Here is an 18992-nt window from a genome sequence, read left to right on the forward strand (position 1 = left end):
GGTTTTGTTAAAAATACAGGTTGATTATTATTAGTCATTTGATTGTAGATAAAAGAGCAAGATCTTATCGGCAAGAGCCTCATAACAGGGGGGTTCCCGAGGAAGGACCAAGGCATGAATGCCGTGAATGTGAATGAAGGGAAACATGAGTGAACGCCGCACTTGTAACTTGAGGTGTAAGAGAGTGTCTTTAAAAAAGTAATAAATCCTTTAGAAAAAAAGCGAAATGCGAGTGGGCAGCAAAGGAGGAAAAAAGATGAAGGAGTGGCTGAAGGAAGTAGCAAGAGGTGAAAAAGGTTCCAGAAACTTAACGTATGATGAAGCATATCAAGCGGCAACAGCTATCACTTCTAATCAAGCTACAGATGCACAAATTGGTGCTTTCCTTGCTTCAAAACGGTTGAATGGAGAGTCTTGGGAAGAGATGAAGGCTTTTGTGGACGCAATCAGGGAAAAATCACAACTGGGCGGGTCAATGAAAGGCGAGTCACCATCCATTGATTCTGCCGGTCCTTATGACGGCAGAAAAACGTTTCCGGCTACCATCTGTTGCATTTATTTTAGCAGAAGCTGGCATCAAAACTTACATACACGGCGGAAGGTCTCTGCCCCCTAAGTATGGTACAAGCATGCCAGAGCTATTTTCTCAATTTATTGGGAACCTTGCAAAGCAGTTTCCGCTGTACGTGAAAAAGATGTTGAACGGGGAGTTGTTTTTTCAGATACATACCAACGTTCGGAAGCTTTAGACCGTTTATATCGCATACGTGATGAAATTGGAATCAGAACATTTATTAATACAGTAGAGAAACTCCTTCATTTAATTGAAACAGACATCCTTTTTTTCGGAGTATTTCATAAAAAAGCAGCAGAGACGATCATTCCTTTGATACAAAGCCTTCCATATGAAGAAGCTTTTGTGGTGCAAGGAATCGAAGGATCAGAGGATGTACCTGTATTCAGGAATTCTACCTTTGTGTACCATGTGCAAAAAGATTCAGTTGAAACCTTAACGTTTCGACCAGCTGATTACGGGCTCAACAGATCTAAAGAATTGTTTCCTGAATACCCGTCTGTTCATGAACAAGCAGGATGGATAAATAACATTCTGCAAAACAATATTGACGATGTAACAGAACCTCTTTATGCTCAAGTTCTTTTTAACGCAGCACTTAGGTTATACTTAGTAAAACAAGCATCCTCCATAGAAGAAGGAATTGAAACAGCTGAGACAATATTGAAGAGTGGCGGTCCATGGAAAAGAGCGGAAAGATGGCGAACTCAGGAAGAAAGGGAGAGATAAGTATGGGAGTTGGAACGGTCTACCTTGTAGGTGCAGGGCCTGGTGATTCAAAGTTAATTACAGTACGAGGATTTGAATATCTGCGGACTGCAGATGTAGTCCTGTATGATCGTCTGGTAAACCCCCTGCTTTTGGACGAAGCAAAACCAAAAGCCGAGCTGATCTATTGTGGGAAACTTCCTGACCGTCATCACTTGCGTCAAGAAGCCATTCAGGAAGTTATGATAGAAAAAGCAAAAGAAGGTCTTCATGTCATTCGTTTAAAAGGTGGAGATCCTGGTGTTTTTGGAAGAGTAGGCGAGGAGGCAGCTGCATTGGCAAAAGCCGAAGTACCCTATGAAATCATTCCTGGCATAACAGCTGGCATCGCAGCTCCGGCGTATGCAGGAGTGCCAGTCACTCATAGAGAGCATGCGAGCAGCTTTGCTATTGTGACAGGTCATGCCCAGACAGGAGAACCCTCTCCGAACTGGGAAGGTCTTGCAACCAGCATCGATACCATCGCTTTTTATATGGGAGTGAAAAACTTGTCTTTCATCGCTGAAAACTTAATAAAGCATGGAAAAAGCAAAGATACTCCTATTATGCTTGTAGAATGGGCAACGACCAGCAGACAAAGAACGGTAGAGGGGACACTTGAGAATATTACGGAAGTCGTAGAAAGAGAAAATATAAAAAACCCAGCGCTTACTTTGGTTGGTGACGTAGTAGGACTTCGGAAAAGTCTGCACTGGTTTGAAAAGAAAAAACTCACAGACCAAACTATTCTTGTAGGACAAACAAATAGTAAAAAAAGCTCCATTGCTGCAAAGCTTCGTGAAAACGGGGCAGAAGCGTTTGAATTTCCTTCATTTCGAGAGACTCCGGAATCAGAATCTTTTCCTGAAAATCTAAAATCTTTTTCTAAGATCGTTTTCCTTGCTTCTGAAAGCGTAACTCCGTTTTTTAAAGAAATTAAAAGACGAAGAATAGACGTAAGGAGCTTACCCTCTGAAATCACGGCAACGACTAAAAGGGGAGCTGTGTATTTAGAAGAGCATGGAATTTTTTCTGAAATAGACTCGTTTATACAGGAAGAAGAAGGAGTACTTTATATCGGAAAGGAAGATCAGATAGCTCCTCTTAGTGAGGATGGCTGGATCAGCCACAGGGCCGTGACTAATGAAAAAAGCAATATTACGCTTGTAAGGCTGCATCAGGATAAGAGGTTAACAACCGTTGTCTTTCCTTGTGCTGAATCAGTAGAAACAGTAACAAGGGAAGTAGAAGAGGCCGGCATCTCCTTTAAAGAGTGGAAAGAAGATAAGCTGTTTATATGTTACGGCCCAAAGAGCCGCATGAAGGCAGAAGAAACAGGTTATGAGAACTGTATAGAGTTAGAACAGCCTGATGTCGATCATTTAATAGCTTCTTTAGCTGCCACACAAATTACGTACAGTTAGCAGGTGATAAATATGCAAGGTGTATTATATATTGGACATGGAAGCCGTGTTCAAGAAGGGAACAGGCAGTTTGAAAACTTTGTAAAAGACACCATGTCAATGATCGATATTCCAGTACAGGAAACGTGTTTCTTAGAGCTGGCTGACCCTGGTATTTCTGAAGGCGTCCGTCGCTGTAAAGAGAAAGGTGTAACAAAGCTTCTTGTCATTCCGGTTCTTCTTTTGACTGCAGGCCACGCAAAACAGGATATACCAGAGGAGCTAAGAAAAGCCTTAGTACCATATCCTGAACTAGAGGTGTCCTATGGCCGGCCATTTGGAATTGAGGAAAAGATTTTTAATGTATTAGAAGAACGGTTGCGAAGAGAAGGCTGGAAGCCGGGAGACGAGGCTGACGTGCTTCTTGTCGGACGGGGAAGCAGTGACCCGGAGGCTATTGAGGACTTTCATACCATCTGTCATAAATTCAAAGAATTTGCCGGGCTTTCACGAGTAGAGGCATCATTTTTGGCAGCAGCTTCTCCTAGCTTTCCGGAAGGATTAGAGGTCATGAAAAAGACGAAAGCAAAAACGGTGTATGTACTTCCTTATTTATTGTTTACTGGCGTATTAATACAAGAAATGGAAGAGGCAATCTCCTCATTGGAAACCAATGTTCCATTTCGCCTTTGCTCCTTTTTGGGCTATGACCACGAACTGGCTGATATATTAAAGGAAAGGGTTCTTGAGTGTAAAAAAGCTCAAGAAGGGAAACTGGAATCTCATGCGGTTATTGCCTCTTTCACTTGATATTTCTCAGAAGGCAGTGGTAGTTGTGGGCGGGGGACCCATAGCAGCAAGAAAGACAGAAAAAGTCCTGTCTGCCGGAGGAATTGTGACTGTAGTAGCTCCACAGATTACGGAAAAATTGGAGCATTTATCAAATGAAGGAAAAATTAAGTGGGTTAAAGACGTTTGCAGGCCGGCATACCTGGTGGACGCATTCATGATTATCTCTGCTTCTGGATCAAAGGAAGCTCAAAGCATTATCCAGCGATCAGCGCAGCCTGGACAGCTGATCAACGGAGCCGATAATCCGGCTATCGGCAATGTGGCATTTACAGCAACCATTGAACATGAAGATTGTATGATCTCAATTTCTACATTAGGAAAAGACCCGTCTTTAGCCAAGAGAATGAAGCACAAGCTGCAAAAGATGCTTAATAAAGAGGAAAAATAAAACCAAGAGGCTGTCTTCAAGGAACTATCCAGAAGACAGCCTTTGGCGTGTTATCTTTGTTTTGTACGTGGCCTGCAGTCCTTATCACACTTTACACATCACAACATAATGTAAGTAACTGTAACAGAGGCTTTTAAAAAGAAGGTAGAGAAAGGAACGGGTCGTTTATGGGAAATACCAAAGAGAATACTTGTAAAGATCCAAAGCAGCTTTTAGATTCCATTTCTAATAAGCCGCTTGCTGAAAAAATTGAACTCATAACAAGACAGTTAATGAGACTGCCTAGTGTGACCGACACGAAAGGGGAAAGGGAAATTGCTGATTTTCTGTTTGAATTTTTAAAAGAATTTCCTTACTTTAAAGAGAATCCTGAGCAAGCATGGGTGCAGCCCCTTAGTAATGATAATTTAGGAAGAAAGAATATATTTGCTTTTGTCCAAGGTTCAGGTTCATCATCTGATACGGTGATCTTTCACGCCCATATCGACACAGTAGGTATACATGACTTTGGATCTTTAAAAGAGCACGCTTATGACCCTGATCGATTGGAAGAATACTACTCTGCTCACTACGATCCAGAGGTAAGAGAGGCAGCCCAAAGCGGGAAATGGCTTTTTGGAAGAGGTTCAGTAGATATGAAAAGCGGGGCAGCGATACATCTTGTTAACCTTCTTTATTTTACTGAACACCTGGAAAAATTAAATGGTAACATTCTTTTGCTTTTGAATCCGGCTGAGGAAAATGACCATGCCGGTATCATTGAAGCATCCAAGGAGTTTTCACGTTTGAAAAATGAGGGATTAAATTTTTCGGTGGCAATAAACAATGATTATACAACATCACTGTATGAGGGAGACAGTCACCGGTATATCTATACCGGGTCAGCCGGAAAGATTCTACTGTTTTTCAATTCATGGCAGAGAGTCCCATGTTGGAGAAATATTGAGAGGGATTGACCCAACATTTATTTCCTCTGAAATTAATAGGAGAATAAGCTGTAACATGGATTTAACAGAACAAATTGAAGGGGAATTGGTTCTTCCTCCTACATGTTTATATCAAAGAGATAATAAAGACACTTATAATGTACAGACACCCCCGTCAAGCCGGATGTACTTTAATTATTTTATGTATGAAACGACACCTAAAGATGTGATGAAACTGTTGATAAGAGAAACAAGGGAAGCTTGCCGTGTGGTGGAGAAGCACATGGAAAAGCAGCATCATGTATTTTTGTCCACAACCCAAATGCCTTTTTCGCAGCATCTCGAGTGGAAAGTTGATGTCTTGTCTTTTGAAGAGTACAAAGAGAACCTGGTTCAAAAAGGAATTTCAGTTGATGATATCGTCAAGAAGACAGTTGACACTTATAGTGATCTAGATAAGCGTGAGCTATGTTTTAAAATTACGGAAATGCTGGTTGAAAAAGACCCGGATGACCGTGCAAAGGTAATTATTTTCTTTGCTCCCCCATTTCTTCCATGTAATTATTTTCAAGAAAACAGTGGAAAGATGATAAATAAACAATTGCTGGAGATCGTAAGCGAAGAAGAGAACAAAAATGGAGAAAGGTTTCTTGTTAAGAAGTTTTTCCCTTTTTTATCAGATAGCAGCTTTTTGTCATTTCCTGGTAACACAGACGACGTAAATCACCTGAGAAGTAATTTTCCTGCTATGGATGAAATATTTCCCTTGCCTATTGATCACATTCGGTCGTTAAATATTCCTGCTATAAACATAGGGACCTATGGAAAAGATGCTCACAAAAGAACAGAGAGGGTTTACAAACCTTATACTTTCGAACAACTGCCCAGGATTATCCGGGATTTCACCATAAGGTCTCTCAGTTTATAAGCTTTGTAAACAAAATGTAAAATTCCAAGGTAATATGTTTTTGTTTAATAGGGTAACAGTGAAGAAGGCAGGGCATTTTCAGTTAGGGGTGTAGATTATGTTTAAAAGACAACCTTCTTTAATAAAATGGGTGAATGTTATTGCCTTGTTTATCGTCGTAATTATGAACGCATTGGCAAACTCACTTCCGCTGAATAATCAGACAACCGGAGAAATTGCTGAAGCGCTGAACATTCTTTTCACCCCGGCAGGTTATGTCTTTTCTATCTGGAGTGTAATTTACATTCTGCTGGCGATTTGGGTCTTTAAGCAGTTTTTTTCAAAGCCTAAAGAAGAGGAAATATACGAAAACATTGGGTACTGGTTTGTTTTAAGCTGCGTGTTTAATGTGGCCTGGCTTCTATTCTTTCATTATAATTTCTTTAACTTAACCATGGCTGCTATGGGCGGGCTTTTAATAAGCTTGATTATGATCTACACGAAAATAGGTTCTTTTACAAAAGAAAATGCTGTACACACGATACCATTTTCCCTCTACTTAGGCTGGATTTCTGTTGCAACCATTGTGAATGTTGGTATTTTATTTACTGTAAATGATGCGAACCAATTGCTGTTTTCAGATGTCTTTTGGACAAATACAGCTTTGGTTCTTGCTTTAGGGATTGCACTTGCTATGGTCCTAATAAAGCAAAATCCTGTGTATCCTTTGGTATTTGTCTGGGCTTTTTTTGGGATAGGAATTGAAAGAATTGATGAATTTATTTCTATTACGTATACTGCCTGGTTCGCGGCCATGGTTCTGCTTATCCTTACAGTGGTGAATATTGCCCGGCATGGTTTCTTTAACAGAAAAACTTACGATTAATTATTCTTGCTACCGGGTAGTGAAAAACAAGGTCATTAATAGGAAACACCATTAGGAGGGAACGGAAATGGCTGTAACAAAAGAAGAAGTCCGTCAGCTTATAGATCATCTGTCACCTGATCAATTAGAAGAGGTATATACACTTATCCGTGAAATGAAAGAAGTAGAAGAGCAGGATGAAATGTCGATGAAGGAAGCAGACGGTTTAAGAGACCAGGAAGTATATTTTGAAAGCGAAAATAGTGTAAATGATGAAATAGCTGGAAAAGATCTGTCAAGAAGAGATCCGTTATAGACTGTAATGCAACTGCCTTCCCTGCTGAAGGCAGTTTTATTTTTATCCTTAGAAAATTATCAAACTATTAAAGCTTTTTAAATTGAATTGAACTCCTTACAGGCAGCTTGTATACTTTACTTTGGTAGAGAGCTAAATAGATGAAGAGGAGTTTAGTATAAATGAATGCTGTAATTATCTCTGTTCTAGTGATGATAGTTTTGAGTCTATTAAAAGTAAATGTTGTTTTGGCCATCTTATTTGCTGGATTAACAGCGGGTCTGGTTGCCGGCTTAAATTTAAATGAAACTTTGGAGCTCCTCATCTCTGGCATGGGAGGCCAGGCAGAAACAGCTCTTAGCTATATTCTGCTTGGGGTATTTGCCATGATGATTGCTTACTCTGGAATTACAGGGGTACTAGTTAAAAGGCTGATTAAAGTCTTAAAAGGCAAAAGAGGCTTCTTGCTAATGACAATAGCGGGGATTGCTTGTTTGTCCCAAAATGCAGTGCCCGTGCATATTGCTTTTATTCCAATTTTAATTCCTCCTCTCCTTCAGTTATTTGACCGAATGAGGGTTGACAGAAGGGGAGTTGCAGCAGCATTGACCTTCGGGTTAAAAGCACCATACGTAATGCTTCCCCTTGGATACGGATTTATTTTCCATAACATCATTTCAACTGAAATGAGTGCTAATGGCATGGAGCTTGCTGTCGGGGAAATATGGAGAGCTATGCTTGCTCCGGGAATCGGCATGATTGTTGGGTTGCTTATCGCTGTCTTTATTACTTATCGAAAGCCAAAGGACAGCAAGGTCACAAATCAAGAAAATCAAGAAAATGCTGCTGTCTCCAACGAGGAAGCACAATTTAAGAGAAAGCATATCTTTACTTTGTTTGCCATTGTAATAGCGTTGGTCGTACAGCTGCTAACAGAATCTTTAATTTTTGGAGCGTTAACAGGAATAATAATCATGTTTATGCTGACAGTTATTCCGTTCACCAAAGGTGATGAAATGGTAAATGACGGGATTAAAATGATGGGTATGATTGCTTTTGTTATGCTCATAGCTTCTGGCTTTTCAACCGTCCTGCAAGAAACAGGTGCGGTAGATGCTCTCGTTACTTCTGCTATAGCAACTGGCGGAGAAGCTAACCTTCTTACTGCTGCGATTATGCTGTTGGTAGGCCTGTTAATTACTATGGGGATTGGGACTTCCTTTGGTACGATACCTATTCTGGCTGCACTGTTTGTGCCATTTGCTTTAACGATTGGTTATTCTCCTCTGGCGACTGCTGCCTTAATAGGAACAGCAGGAGCAATGGGGGATGCAGGTTCCCCTGCTTCAGACAGCACACTCGGACCAACTTCGGGTCTTAATGCTGACGGCGGCCACCATCATATATGGGACACTTGTGTGCCTACGTTCCTACATTACAATATACCTTTGTTTATTTTTGGTCTGCTTGCGGTAATGATATTTTAAAAGCTGGCTCTGTAAAAGGATAATGGTGAATTCTATAAGTAATTTGATTGAGCTTCGTCTTTTAACGAAAATCATCTGTAACATATCGTAAAATTATAGCGAGACGTAAATGATAGAAAAAGCACTGTTTTTTTCATTAGGAAAACAGTGCTTTTTTGTATAAAATAATAACCGGTAACTGGTCTGGTTTGATTGATAAACGGTTCGACGCGGCAAGCTTATTGAAACATCCGAAAACCTGTCTTATGAAGGGTTCTATTAGGGAATAGGTCTGTTCATATCCTGTTAAAAAATAAAGATGAAATATATACAAGGCGGTGGCATAAGAATGGATGCTGGTAAGTTATATGACGTAATTGGAATAGGTATAGGTCCCTCTAATTTGGGTTTGGCAGCCCTTCTGGATCCATTAGAAGAAATAGACAGCTTGTTCTTTGAACAGAATACTTCGTTTGAGTGGCATCCTGGTATGCTCATAGACAAATCTGTTCTCAATTCAAGCTTTTTATCCGATCTTGTTACTTTTGCAGATCCAACAAATCCCTATTCATTTCTGAACTACTTACATAAGCATAATCGAATGTACCAATTCTTTTTTTATCAAAAATTTAACATTCCAAGAAAAGAGTATAACAGTTATGCAAAGTGGGTTGCTTCCCAACTCGGTGATTGTAAATTCGGGAGACAGGTCACAAATGTAGAAGATGGTACTGGTGACTGGTATGATGTGACTGTTTTTAATATTGAAACAGGAGAAAATCACTCATACAGGGCCAGGCATGTGGTTATCGGTACAGGAAGCACTCCGATGATTCCTGAAGACATTAAAGATGAAATGAATGAAGATATTTGTCACACCAGCTCTTATCTCTACAATGAAAAAAATATTAAAAGAGGAAGCCATGTATCGGTGATAGGCTCTGGTCAAAGTGCGGCAGAGGTCTTTTATGATCTGCTACAGGACCAAAAGCATTATGGTTATAAGCTTTCCTGGCTTACGAGATCACCCCAGTTTTTTCAAACCGAGGATGCGAAAGTAGGGAGAGAAATCTTTTCCCCTGATTTTGTTGATTATTTTCAGTCCTTAAGCTTCGATAGCAGGACAAGTGCTCTTCCCTATCTTGACCAGGCAAGAAAGCAAATAGAGCCTGGGGTGTTAGAGAACATCTATAATGAGCTGTATCATCGCTCCATTGAACGAAAGGATCCTGACGTCCTTCTTCAGCCTATGACTGAGCTTAGAGGGATTCGCTCGCTTTCTGAAGGGAATTATGAGCTCACTATGCATCAATGGCAAAAAAACATGTCCTATTCCCACATTACAAGCAAAGTGATTGTCGCAACAGGATATAAACCAAATGTGCCAAAATGGTTAAAAAAGTATAAGGATAAAATTTACTGGGAAGATGAAAACACCATGGTGGTTGGAAAGGATTATGAATTTCTGTTTAAAAAAGAGCGGCCTAATCATTTGTTTACTCTTACTAATTTGGACCAATCCCACGGAACCGGAGCGACAAATCTCGCTTTATCAGTTTATAGAAATCAGCGAATCATAAATAAAATTGCAGGTTATGAAAGGTATGCTATTCAAGAAGATACTATTTTTCAGCAGTTTATGCCTGATGAAAAATAATATGTGTGAGTTTGGCAGAAGTTTGTGAAAACATGTGAATTTTATTTTATTCGTTTTATTTCGTGCCATTGTGGAAAAACACTCCTTAGACAACGTTGTAAGGAGGAATATAACAATGAATAAAAAAGTATTATACTCAGCACTTTCTGGAATGTTAGCAGTAGGGATGCTAGGAGCATGCGGCGAAGACGATGGCGGTGACAATGGCGGAATGGAAGACGATCCAGGCATGGAAGATGATGGCGGAGTGGAAGACGACGGCATGGATGACGATGGCATGGACGATGACGACGATGATGATATGCTAGGCGACGATGATGACGATGATGACGATGATGATATGCTAGGCGACGATGATGACGATGATGACGATGATGATATGCTAGGCGACGATGATGACGACGATGACGATGATGCTTTTGACGACGATGATGATGACGATGATATGCTAGGTGACGACGATGACGATGACGACGATGATATGCTAGGCGACGATGATGATGATGATGATGACGATGATGTTTTAGACGATGACGATGATGATGCTTAATAGAATGACAATTTAATTTTTAAATAAAGAGGGCTATCAATAGATCGCCCTCTTTTTATCAGAATAATGATCTTGAACTTATTTATTTTATTTTATATTTTCATAAACTAGAAACTCCTCAGGAGGGGACATGATGAATAAAAGATTATTATATTCAGCATTGTCTGGTATGGTTGCGATAGGTGTTTTAGGAGCATGCGGTGAAGATGGAGGAGAAGATGCTGACAATGGTATAGATGATGATCCAGGGATGGAAGAGGACGAAGGTACCCTGGAGGAAAACGGTATGGATGAAAATGGAGATTTGGAAGATGATGAAGGGTTAGATGGAGATGGAATGCAAGAAACTGACGATCATGGGATGCAAGAAGATGAAGGTGAAGGAGACGCCTTGGACGAGGACGCAGAATATGACGGTGATGATGCGGGATTAGGCGAAGAAGAGGAAGATGAGGAACCTGAAATTTTAAATGATGATGAATAAAGGGCTCAAAGGAAGAATCATTGTTTACGAGATTTAAAAAATAGATTATTAAAAGGAGGAATATATTATGAATAAGAAAGTTTTATATTCTGCTTTATCTGGTGCGTTAGCAGTAAGTATGCTGGGAGCATGTGGTGAAGATGACGGAGGAGACAATGGCGGAATGGAAGAGGATCCAGGAGTAGAAGATAACGGAGAAGCAGACGAAAATGGTTTGGATGACGGTGGTCTAGACGATGACGACGATGCTGATCTAGACGAGGATGACGACGCTGAGCTAGATGAAGAAGACGAAGATGAGGATGACGACCTTCTAGATGGTGATGAAGAGGACGAAGAAGATGATGAAGACTTTCTAGATGGTGAAGAAGGCGACGACGGCTTTGATGTTGACCAGGAAGATGAGGGTACAGAAGAAGGCTTAGAAGAAGATGAAGATGGTTTTGATGTTGATCAAGATGGTGAAGGCACAGAAGAAGGCTTAGATGAAGAAGACGAAGAGGACGAGGAAGAATAATATTTGAATAGTAGTATGAGAGCTCTCAATTTCTGAGAGCTCTTTTTCGTTGAAAATTAATATAAAAATAGAAAACATGTATTAAAGAAACAAAGGTATGCTTTTTACTAAAGAAGAATTATATATAATGAGAGTCCACTAACTTTTTAATGGCAGGTGGCTTCTTCTATAATTAGAGCAACGATAATAGGGTGGTGGGTAGGATCATGGGAAACTTGCTTTTTCTTATTTTACTGCCATTTTCAGGAGCTTTGATTACAATGGTTATTGCTTTAAAAATGAAATGGATGCTAGAGAGAGAGGTAAATAATAAACAGCCTGTTTTTGCTTTTCATCTGTTTAATGTTATATTTACCCTTATGACATTTGGAACGATTTCTCTTTCTATAAGCGGCGTGGTCAGGGGAGGGATCAGCGAAAATGGCTGGGGAACTGCTTTTCTCTATGCATACGTGTTCCCACTCCCATTTCTTATTATTACGTACATGCTGATAGCTCCAATGTTTGAAAAGTATATGCGACCTTATATTGAAAGTGAAGATAGTAACATTGTTTACCTGAAGAAAAGACTATATAAAGGTAACAGGACAGACAAGGGATGAAAGGAGTTTTACCAGTGGCAAAGAAAAAGTATTATGTAGTTTGGGAAGGGCGGAAGCAGGGATTTATGAGTCCTGGGCTGACTGCCAAAAACAAGTACAAGGGTTTTCGGGTGCCAGATTTAAGTCCTATCCTTCAAAGGGAGAAGCACAAAAAGCATTTGGGGAAGAAAAAAGCAGTACTGGTAATAGAGCTGTGATCTCGGAAAAGGGGAATACCTCCCATCCCTATATAGAAGATAGTATATCAGTAGATGTCGGATCCCATGGGAACCTGGTTTAGTAGAATACAAAGGGGTACATACAAAAACTGGTGAGGTAGTTTTCATTCATGAAGGAATTGAAAAAGGAACAAACAACATGGGGGAATTCTTGGCTATTGTTCATGCCCTTGCTTTTTTAAAGGATAAAGAGAGCAATATCCCTGTTTATTCTGATTCCCAAACGGCCATGAAGTGGGTGAAAGAAAAAAAGGTAAAATCTACATTAAAAAGAGAGAAGGAAACGGAAGAAATGTGGTCCCTGGTCGAAAGAGCAGAATCATGGTTGAAACAAAATACGTATACAAACCCTATTTTAAAATGGAACACAAAAGAATGGGGCGAGATTAAAGCAGATTATGGAAGGAAATCTTAAGACGGATAGGTAAGAAAAATGCTGCAAACGTCTTATCAGACAGTTTGTATAAGGCAGTGGATCATTCGAAAGAAGGTTTAAAAATGATAACTCAAAGGGTACACATACGATGTAATATACTTACATTTCTTTAAAGGAGTGTTTCTCTTATGAGTAAGAAAGTTGCTGTCCTAATGACAAGTATGTTTGAAGACGTGGAGTACACTGACCCTAAAAAGGAGTTTGAAAAAGAAGGTCACGAACTCACAGTTATAGAAAAGGAAAAAGGAAAAACCCTTGAAGGAAAGCAGGGAGAGGCAAAAGTAACCGTTGATGCAGCTGTTGATGAAGTAAGCCCTTCTGATTTTGATGCTTTGTTTATCCCAGGAGGATTTTCACCAGATTTACTTCGTGCTGACGAACGGTTTGTTACGTTTTCAAAACACTTTATCGATGAAAACAAACCGGTTTTTGCTATATGCCATGGACCTCAGTTATTGATAACCGCTAAAGCACTAGAAGGCCGCAATGTGACAGGTTTTAAATCTATCCAGGTAGACCTTGAATACGCCAAAGCGAAAGTTCATGATGAAGAGGTAGTTGTTTGCCATAACCTTGTAACAAGCCGGGAACCAGATGACCTACCGGCGTTTAATAGAGAATCCTTAAAGCAGCTTCAATCGTAGTTTACAACGAAAAAAGTGCTCCCGAAATCGGGAGCCTTTTCTATATCTTCACTTAACAATAAGCAAAATCAATGAAAAAAGTCATTATTCGTGGTACATATTATATAAAGATACTTTATGAGAATCGAAGAAAAAAGGAGAGAATAGAATGGCACTAGCAACTTTTGCGGGAGGATGCTTTTGGTGTATGGTCGGACCATTTGCAGAAAGAGAAGGCGTAATTACCGTGACATCTGGCTATACAGGCGGTGAAACAGAAAATCCTAGCTATGAAGAGGTATGCTCCAATACAACAGGCCACGTAGAAGCCGTTCAAATAGAGTACGACTCTGAAATAATCTCCTATAAAGAATTACTGGATATTTTTGGAGACAAATTGATCCCACTGATCCGGGAGGACAGTTTAATGACCGGGGGGAGTCTTATCAAACTGCAATCTTTGTGCATAATGATTACCAGCTTGAAGTAGCAAAAGAATCAAGGAGGGACCTGAACGCTCACGGACCGTTTAACGCTCCTATTGTTACAAAGATTTTACGGGCAAAGCCATTCTATAAAGCTGAAGAGCATCATCAGGACTATCATGAAAAGAATCGTTTTCACTATCTTTTATATAAAAAAGGATCAGGAAGAGAAGATTTTATTAAAGCACACTGGGGGGACGGAAATGAAAAATAAAGAAGAGTTAAAAGAAAAAGCTCACTCCTATACAATTTGAAGTGACACAAAACAATGGAACAGAGCGGCCATTTGACAATGAATATTGGGACCATAAAGAAGAGGGTTTATATGTTGACATTGTTTCAGGAACGCCGCTTTTTAGCTCTCATGATAAATTCGATTCTAATTGTGGCTGGCCTAGTTTTACAAAACCTCTAAATGAGGAACAGATAGTAGAAAAAGCGGATTTTAGTTTTGGTATGAGAAGAGTGGAGGTAAGAAGCAAAGACGCCGATTCTCATTTGGGTCACGTTTTTACTGACGGTCCAAAACCGACAGGGCTTCGTTATTGTATTAATTCTGCGGCAATTAATTTTATTCCAAAGGATCAATTGGAAGAGTATGGCTATGAAGAATATAAGAATCTGTTTAATTGATGGAGAAAAGGGAAAAGTTTAAGTGGAGCAGAAGAATGGGTAAAATAATAATGACACTACAACAAGATCCCTAGCAGAAAATAGCTTAAAATCATGTTGATCGTTTAAGGAGGAGATTATATGGATCCGAAGCTACAGGAATTAATTGACGGTTTGAATGAGGATTTGGCTAACGAGTATGCAGCTTCTATTATGTACTCTAACTATGCAGCAGTGGTTTCAGGTTTATACCGCCAAGTGTTGAAGCCGTTTTTTGAAAGTGAAATATCAGATGAACAAGGTCATGCTCTTTATCTGGCAGAAAAAATCAAAACTTTGGGCGGTACCCCAACTACGAGAGCTGCAGAAGTAAAACAAACAACTGACGTTTATGAAATGCTCCAACATGCACGTCAGTCTGAGATTGATACTATTGAACGATATAAGAAAAGAGTTAAGCTGGCAGAAGAGCTTGGATTTGTAGAACTGCAAATTAAACTGGAAGATTTAATTGCTGATGAAACAGGCCATATGGAAGAACTAGACCGCCTGTTAGACGATCCTCGGCTTCAGTAACAGTAGATAAACCACTAAAAGCTCCCTGTCAATGTGACAGGGAGCTTTTAAGACTATCCCTAAAGCAGATAATGAATGAGCTATGGTTTATGATTTGATCAGGTTTGCCAATGCTGGACTTCGGAAATTAAATGATCCAGCTCTTGACTACAGGAGAGAGTTTCTTCAGAACTAAGCCAAATTTTTCAGCAGTCTCTAACATTTCTGTGCGCTTTTCCTCAATATTTTCTAATAAGGACATAGTTTTCCCTTCCTTATAATATAGTTATCAAAAAGTATAACAACAATTGGATTTTTCTCTACCCTTTTGACAGAAGAAGTCATAAACTTACATAAAAAGCCTTTAGAATAAGCGTTTTCAAGGACTGGAGGACATAGGACATGGGCAAGTTTCGCAAAGATAAACTAAAAGCTAAAATTAAAAAGTACCATGGAATATATAACTTTCCTGGAGAAAAAGAACGGGTAAAAGCAGATTATGAATTCTTGCCTGTAAATAATGATTTTCTTTTTTTTCAATGCTTTACTCCGGAATCTTACCAATATAATATACTGATTTTGCATGGATATTTCGACCATGCAGGAATGCTTTCAGAATTTATTCGTTACCTGACAGAAAATAAAGGGCGCGTGTTTATTATTGACCTGCCGGGACACGGGTTGTCAACCGGGGAGCAATACGTGATTGAGGATTTTACATATTACCAAAAGGTCCTGTATGTGATGGATCAGCAAATGAAACAATACGGTGCAGAAAAATACCATGTTATCGGCCATAGTACGGGAGGCGGGATCAGTGTCCAGCATGTACTCACCAAACCAGATCATCAGTTTGAAAGTCTTACTCTTATTGCTCCACTGGCACGTTCCAGTAAATGGCATTTATCGAAAGCAGGGCATTCGTTAATATCTCCTTTAGTCAAAGAGGTGCCAAGGAAAATACGGACCGATAAAGAAAATCCAGAGCTATCTGAAAGGATTAAAGAGGACCCCTTGCATGGCCCTTCCATTCCTCTATGCTGGCTCGAAGCAATGTTTGAGTGGGAAAAAGAAATGAGGCTCTAGAGCCAAGTCAATTTCCTGTTCATATTATTCAGGGTAATATGGACAGAACTGTGGATTGGAAATACAACCTTAGGTTTTTAGAAAAAAAATTTCCTAATGCTTTTTTTTACTTAGTGGACCAGGGAGGACACCACTTGCTAAATGAAAGAGACAGTATTAAGCATATGGTTTTTTCACTTATAACAAAAAAAATAATCTACAAAGCAGAGGATTTAACAAACAACATGTCAAATAAATAAAAGGAGAACAGCAGGGCTGCATACCTCTTTGCAGGTAAAAAAGAAATAAAAGGAGAAGACAGTTATGAGAGTGATGGAGGAATTGGAAAACCTATCCAAAAAAATGAATGAAGATCCGAAAGAAATTGAAGGGGTTGAAAAAACATATCAATTTGATATAACGGGGGAAGAAGAAGGGGTTTTTCAGATTCAATTTACCGATGGGCAGGTCCATTATCAAAAGGGAAAGCTTCATGCCCCAGATTGCACGCTAAAAATGAAAGACAATAATTTTCTGAAACTGGTTCAGGGAGAGTTGAATCCTGCGACAGCATTTATGACAGGGAAGTTGAAGATTGAGGGCGGGATGGGAAATGCACTAAAGCTGCAAAAAATTCTTGAGACCTACAATTGAATGACTGGTCATTCATTTACTCTATCTTTTAAGAGATACACAGCTGTGGCTAGACCATCTAACAGTGAGCAAAGTAGTGGCCGGCTGTGTGTAGTTTGCAAGTGAAATTGTCAACATGGGTTGCCGTTGTACAAGGGACTTAAAAAGCAATACACTGAACAGGTATAAAGAAAATCGCCTTCCTCGCCTTATGGTGAGGAAGGCGATTTTCTTTAACGTAAGCATCAAAAAGAATATAAGAAAGAGACTCCCATGTTTTCGAAAAATAAGGGAGTCCTGCAATCTTAAAGGGCAACGTTCTTTTTCCCTTTTTATTAATTCTGTGCTTGCTTCTCCCGAGGCTTGATTTTTACTTGCACTTCTCTGGACTGGCGTTCTTCCAAACGCTCTTCAATTTTGTCTAATGCAGACATATCTTCCAGCAGTTCACGTTTGTTTTCAGCAACAAGTTCTTCGAATGTGTGTCTAAGAGGTTTTCTCACAGATAATCATCCTTTATTTAAAATTGTCAATGACAGGAACATGTATATACAGTTATGTACCCTTATTTTACCGCATAAATGCAATAAAGTATAAGAAAAATGTTAATTTTTTTTGAATATTGTCAAATTATTTTATAATGAAAAAAGGATTTACAAAGGTGTATTAAATTGATAGAATATTTACAACTTTAAATTGATAAAGTTAAAGAGTTAGTGAATACATTTATATATAAATTAATTTTATTAGGAGGAGAGAGGAATGACTGTATCAGAAAAGAAAGCTATGGAAGATATGCAAAGGAAAATTGAGGAATTAACTGTAGAGTTAAGAGAGCTGAAGTATCACAACAGAAATGATTTTGAGAATCTAGATACTGACAGCTTTTTAACTGAAGTATATAACTAATATACATTCGTTTGTTTTTGAAATTCCAGATAAATCAATCGGTAATGAAGAAAGGTTTTATTTTTTTTTCTCAAAAGTGAACAAGTGCTCAGACAGCAATGCGACTCTTTATAAAAGAGGGGAGATTGGTATGGTTAAACTTGCTTCTGAAAAAGGGATCTACAGGATCACATTACCAACCCATTTCTTGTCGGCCCTGTTAACGTGTATATTATTAAAGGCGACACACTGACTTTGGTGGATACGGGCCCGGGCACTGATGAAGCCTGGGCCGTCCTGAAAAAAGAGCTAACCAGCCTTGGTATAGATCCGGAAGATATCGAACAGGTAATCATCACTCATCACCATCCTGATCATACTGGAATGGTCCACAAATTCTTTCGGAAGGCAAGAATTCTCGGTCACTGGAAAAATGAACCCTGGCTGCAAAAAGATCAGCATTTTTTGGCAGAGGTGAGGAGTTTCTTTCAATCTTTATCCCGGACAGCTGGAGTGCCGGATTTATTGACTGAAAAGATCATTCAAAATCAGGCAGCTTACCAAAAATATATAAGCACGGCATCTCTTACTTACCGTCTAAATAATGGAGACACTGTTCCTGGATTGCCAGGGTGGAGATCCTATGAAGTACCAGGACATGCTCAGAGTCATATTATTCTGTATGAAGAACAGACTGGTATAATAATTGGTGGGGATCATTTGTTGGCTCACATCTCTTCAAACGCTATTATAGAAGCCCCTTACAATAATAAAGATTCAAGACCAAGAACCTTGCTTCAGTACCGGGAGTCTTTATTGCTTTGTACTGAACTCCCTGTTTCGATGGTATATCCGGCCACGGGGACTCTTTTGATAAACCACATGCTTTGATAGAGAAACGACTAAACGAACAAAACAACAGAGCTGAGTATATATACCATATGATTAAGGACAACCCCGGAAAAACTGCTTTTGCTGTTTCAAAAGAGCTTTTTCCAAGGGTATACCAAAAGCAGCCTGACCTTACGCTATCTGAGGTTATTGGACATCTTGACCTGCTTCTTGTGCATGGAAGAATCAAAGAAGATTGTTTTGGAGATCAAATTATTTATTCTAATTATGAATGAGTATTCACTCATAATTAGAAGCCTTGCTGAAGGATATTTTCAGGTTAAAAAAACCTCTTTAGATGGGTATAGAGTACATTACAGTGCAGACGTTATGGTAAGATGATAACAAGCAAA

At 39.4% G+C, this 18992-nt stretch carries 26 protein-coding genes and 2 pseudogenes; 26 read left to right on the forward strand and 2 right to left on the reverse strand.

The window, feature by feature from the left end:
* Positions 1-256: 256 nt before the first annotated feature.
* From JCM19033_RS14015 to JCM19033_RS14105, 20 genes and pseudogenes are all read left to right on the forward strand, one after another.
* Positions 257-616, forward strand: coding sequence for a hypothetical protein (locus JCM19033_RS14015; RefSeq protein WP_054636742.1), 360 nt, complete (start codon positions 257-259; stop codon positions 614-616).
* A gap of 33 nt (positions 617-649) precedes the next feature.
* Positions 650-1303: a hypothetical protein gene (locus JCM19033_RS22400; protein ID WP_269758240.1), complete on the forward strand. Its 654-nt coding sequence runs from the start codon at positions 650-652 to the stop codon at positions 1301-1303.
* Between the two features lie 2 nt (positions 1304-1305).
* Positions 1306-2745, forward strand: coding sequence for a uroporphyrinogen-III C-methyltransferase (gene cobA, locus JCM19033_RS14025; protein ID WP_198153515.1), 1440 nt, complete (start codon positions 1306-1308; stop codon positions 2743-2745).
* 12 nt (positions 2746-2757) lie between these two features.
* On the forward strand, positions 2758-3534 hold the full coding sequence (locus tag JCM19033_RS14030) for a sirohydrochlorin chelatase (RefSeq protein ID WP_054636744.1): 777 nt from the start codon (positions 2758-2760) through the stop codon (positions 3532-3534).
* The gene (locus tag JCM19033_RS14035; RefSeq protein WP_054636745.1) at positions 3509-3964 is read left to right on the forward strand and encodes a bifunctional precorrin-2 dehydrogenase/sirohydrochlorin ferrochelatase; all 456 of its coding nucleotides are present in this window, start codon (positions 3509-3511) and stop codon (positions 3962-3964) included. Before JCM19033_RS14030 ends, JCM19033_RS14035 begins: the two co-directional genes overlap by 26 nt.
* A gap of 167 nt (positions 3965-4131) precedes the next feature.
* Positions 4132-4920, forward strand: a complete 789-nt coding sequence (locus tag JCM19033_RS26015; RefSeq protein WP_269758234.1) for a M20/M25/M40 family metallo-hydrolase — start codon at positions 4132-4134, stop codon at positions 4918-4920.
* A gap of 46 nt (positions 4921-4966) precedes the next feature.
* A complete protein-coding gene (locus tag JCM19033_RS26020; protein ID WP_269758235.1) occupies positions 4967-5818 on the forward strand; it encodes a hypothetical protein in 852 nt (283 codons plus the stop codon).
* Positions 5819-5915: 97 nt separating this feature from the next.
* Positions 5916-6683 (forward strand): TspO/MBR family protein, encoded by a 768-nt coding sequence (locus JCM19033_RS14045; protein WP_054636746.1) that lies wholly within the window; start codon positions 5916-5918, stop codon positions 6681-6683.
* Between the two features lie 67 nt (positions 6684-6750).
* Positions 6751-6978, forward strand: a complete 228-nt coding sequence (locus JCM19033_RS14050; protein ID WP_054636747.1) for a hypothetical protein — start codon at positions 6751-6753, stop codon at positions 6976-6978.
* 161 nt (positions 6979-7139) lie between these two features.
* The gene (locus JCM19033_RS14055) at positions 7140-8444 is read left to right on the forward strand and encodes a Na+/H+ antiporter family protein (RefSeq protein WP_054636748.1); all 1305 of its coding nucleotides are present in this window, start codon (positions 7140-7142) and stop codon (positions 8442-8444) included.
* 298 nt (positions 8445-8742) lie between these two features.
* Entirely contained in the window at positions 8743-10080 is a 1338-nt protein-coding gene (locus tag JCM19033_RS14060) for a lysine N(6)-hydroxylase/L-ornithine N(5)-oxygenase family protein (RefSeq protein WP_269758236.1), read from the forward strand.
* 115 nt (positions 10081-10195) lie between these two features.
* A complete protein-coding gene (locus JCM19033_RS24315) occupies positions 10196-10630 on the forward strand; it encodes a hypothetical protein (RefSeq protein WP_054636750.1) in 435 nt (144 codons plus the stop codon).
* A gap of 130 nt (positions 10631-10760) precedes the next feature.
* Positions 10761-11114, forward strand: coding sequence for a DNA primase (locus JCM19033_RS14070; RefSeq protein ID WP_157049897.1), 354 nt, complete (start codon positions 10761-10763; stop codon positions 11112-11114).
* A 67-nt stretch (positions 11115-11181) separates the two neighbouring features.
* Positions 11182-11631 carry a hypothetical protein gene (locus JCM19033_RS14075; RefSeq protein ID WP_054636752.1) on the forward strand — a complete coding sequence of 150 codons (450 nt, stop codon included), beginning with the start codon at positions 11182-11184 and terminating at the stop codon, positions 11629-11631.
* Positions 11632-11837: 206 nt separating this feature from the next.
* Positions 11838-12233 carry a hypothetical protein gene (locus JCM19033_RS14080; RefSeq protein ID WP_054636753.1) on the forward strand — a complete coding sequence of 132 codons (396 nt, stop codon included), beginning with the start codon at positions 11838-11840 and terminating at the stop codon, positions 12231-12233.
* Between the two features lie 14 nt (positions 12234-12247).
* Positions 12248-12866, forward strand: a pseudogene (gene rnhA / locus JCM19033_RS14085) (ribonuclease H).
* A 149-nt stretch (positions 12867-13015) separates the two neighbouring features.
* Positions 13016-13531 (forward strand): type 1 glutamine amidotransferase domain-containing protein, encoded by a 516-nt coding sequence (locus tag JCM19033_RS14090; RefSeq protein ID WP_054636754.1) that lies wholly within the window; start codon positions 13016-13018, stop codon positions 13529-13531.
* A gap of 187 nt (positions 13532-13718) precedes the next feature.
* Positions 13719-14209: pseudogene (msrA, locus tag JCM19033_RS14095) on the forward strand (peptide-methionine (S)-S-oxide reductase MsrA).
* Positions 14210-14250: 41 nt separating this feature from the next.
* Positions 14251-14628 (forward strand): peptide-methionine (R)-S-oxide reductase MsrB, encoded by a 378-nt coding sequence (gene msrB, locus JCM19033_RS14100; RefSeq protein WP_374701251.1) that lies wholly within the window; start codon positions 14251-14253, stop codon positions 14626-14628.
* Between the two features lie 120 nt (positions 14629-14748).
* Positions 14749-15183 (forward strand): ferritin-like domain-containing protein, encoded by a 435-nt coding sequence (locus tag JCM19033_RS14105; protein WP_054636756.1) that lies wholly within the window; start codon positions 14749-14751, stop codon positions 15181-15183.
* Positions 15184-15281: 98 nt separating this feature from the next.
* On the opposite strand, the gene JCM19033_RS28295 is transcribed toward JCM19033_RS14105, so the two are convergent.
* On the reverse strand, positions 15282-15365 hold the full coding sequence (locus tag JCM19033_RS28295) for an aspartyl-phosphate phosphatase Spo0E family protein (protein ID WP_083465473.1): 84 nt from the start codon (positions 15363-15365) through the stop codon (positions 15282-15284).
* Positions 15366-15564: 199 nt separating this feature from the next.
* Here JCM19033_RS28295 and JCM19033_RS14110 point away from each other — a divergent pair, with 199 nt between their 5' ends.
* The 3 genes from JCM19033_RS14110 (at position 15565) to JCM19033_RS14120 (ending at position 16881) form a co-directional block, all read left to right on the forward strand.
* Positions 15565-16248, forward strand: coding sequence for an alpha/beta hydrolase (locus JCM19033_RS14110; protein ID WP_054636757.1), 684 nt, complete (start codon positions 15565-15567; stop codon positions 16246-16248).
* Positions 16224-16487 carry an alpha/beta fold hydrolase gene (locus JCM19033_RS28300; protein ID WP_054636758.1) on the forward strand — a complete coding sequence of 88 codons (264 nt, stop codon included), beginning with the start codon at positions 16224-16226 and terminating at the stop codon, positions 16485-16487. The genes JCM19033_RS14110 and JCM19033_RS28300 overlap by 25 nt, the downstream gene beginning before the upstream one ends.
* A 64-nt stretch (positions 16488-16551) precedes the next feature.
* Positions 16552-16881: an SCP2 sterol-binding domain-containing protein gene (locus JCM19033_RS14120; protein WP_054636759.1), complete on the forward strand. Its 330-nt coding sequence runs from the start codon at positions 16552-16554 to the stop codon at positions 16879-16881.
* Positions 16882-17195: 314 nt separating this feature from the next.
* On the opposite strand, the gene JCM19033_RS22415 is transcribed toward JCM19033_RS14120, so the two are convergent.
* On the reverse strand, positions 17196-17363 hold the full coding sequence (locus tag JCM19033_RS22415; RefSeq protein WP_083465467.1) for an FbpB family small basic protein: 168 nt from the start codon (positions 17361-17363) through the stop codon (positions 17196-17198).
* A gap of 259 nt (positions 17364-17622) precedes the next feature.
* On the opposite strand from JCM19033_RS22415, the gene JCM19033_RS24320 reads away from it, so the two are divergent.
* The 3 genes from JCM19033_RS24320 to JCM19033_RS22420 all read left to right on the forward strand — a co-directional run bounded on the left by JCM19033_RS24320 (position 17623) and on the right by JCM19033_RS22420 (position 18875).
* Positions 17623-17769, forward strand: coding sequence for a hypothetical protein (locus JCM19033_RS24320; RefSeq protein ID WP_198153516.1), 147 nt, complete (start codon positions 17623-17625; stop codon positions 17767-17769).
* A 171-nt stretch (positions 17770-17940) separates the two neighbouring features.
* Complete coding sequence (locus JCM19033_RS14125) at positions 17941-18639, forward strand: MBL fold metallo-hydrolase (protein WP_083465468.1); 699 nt, start codon at positions 17941-17943, stop codon at positions 18637-18639.
* 50 nt (positions 18640-18689) lie between these two features.
* Complete coding sequence (locus tag JCM19033_RS22420; protein WP_157049898.1) at positions 18690-18875, forward strand: hypothetical protein; 186 nt, start codon at positions 18690-18692, stop codon at positions 18873-18875.
* Positions 18876-18992: the final 117 nt, after the last annotated feature.

The organism is Thalassobacillus sp. C254 (assembly GCF_001310615.1).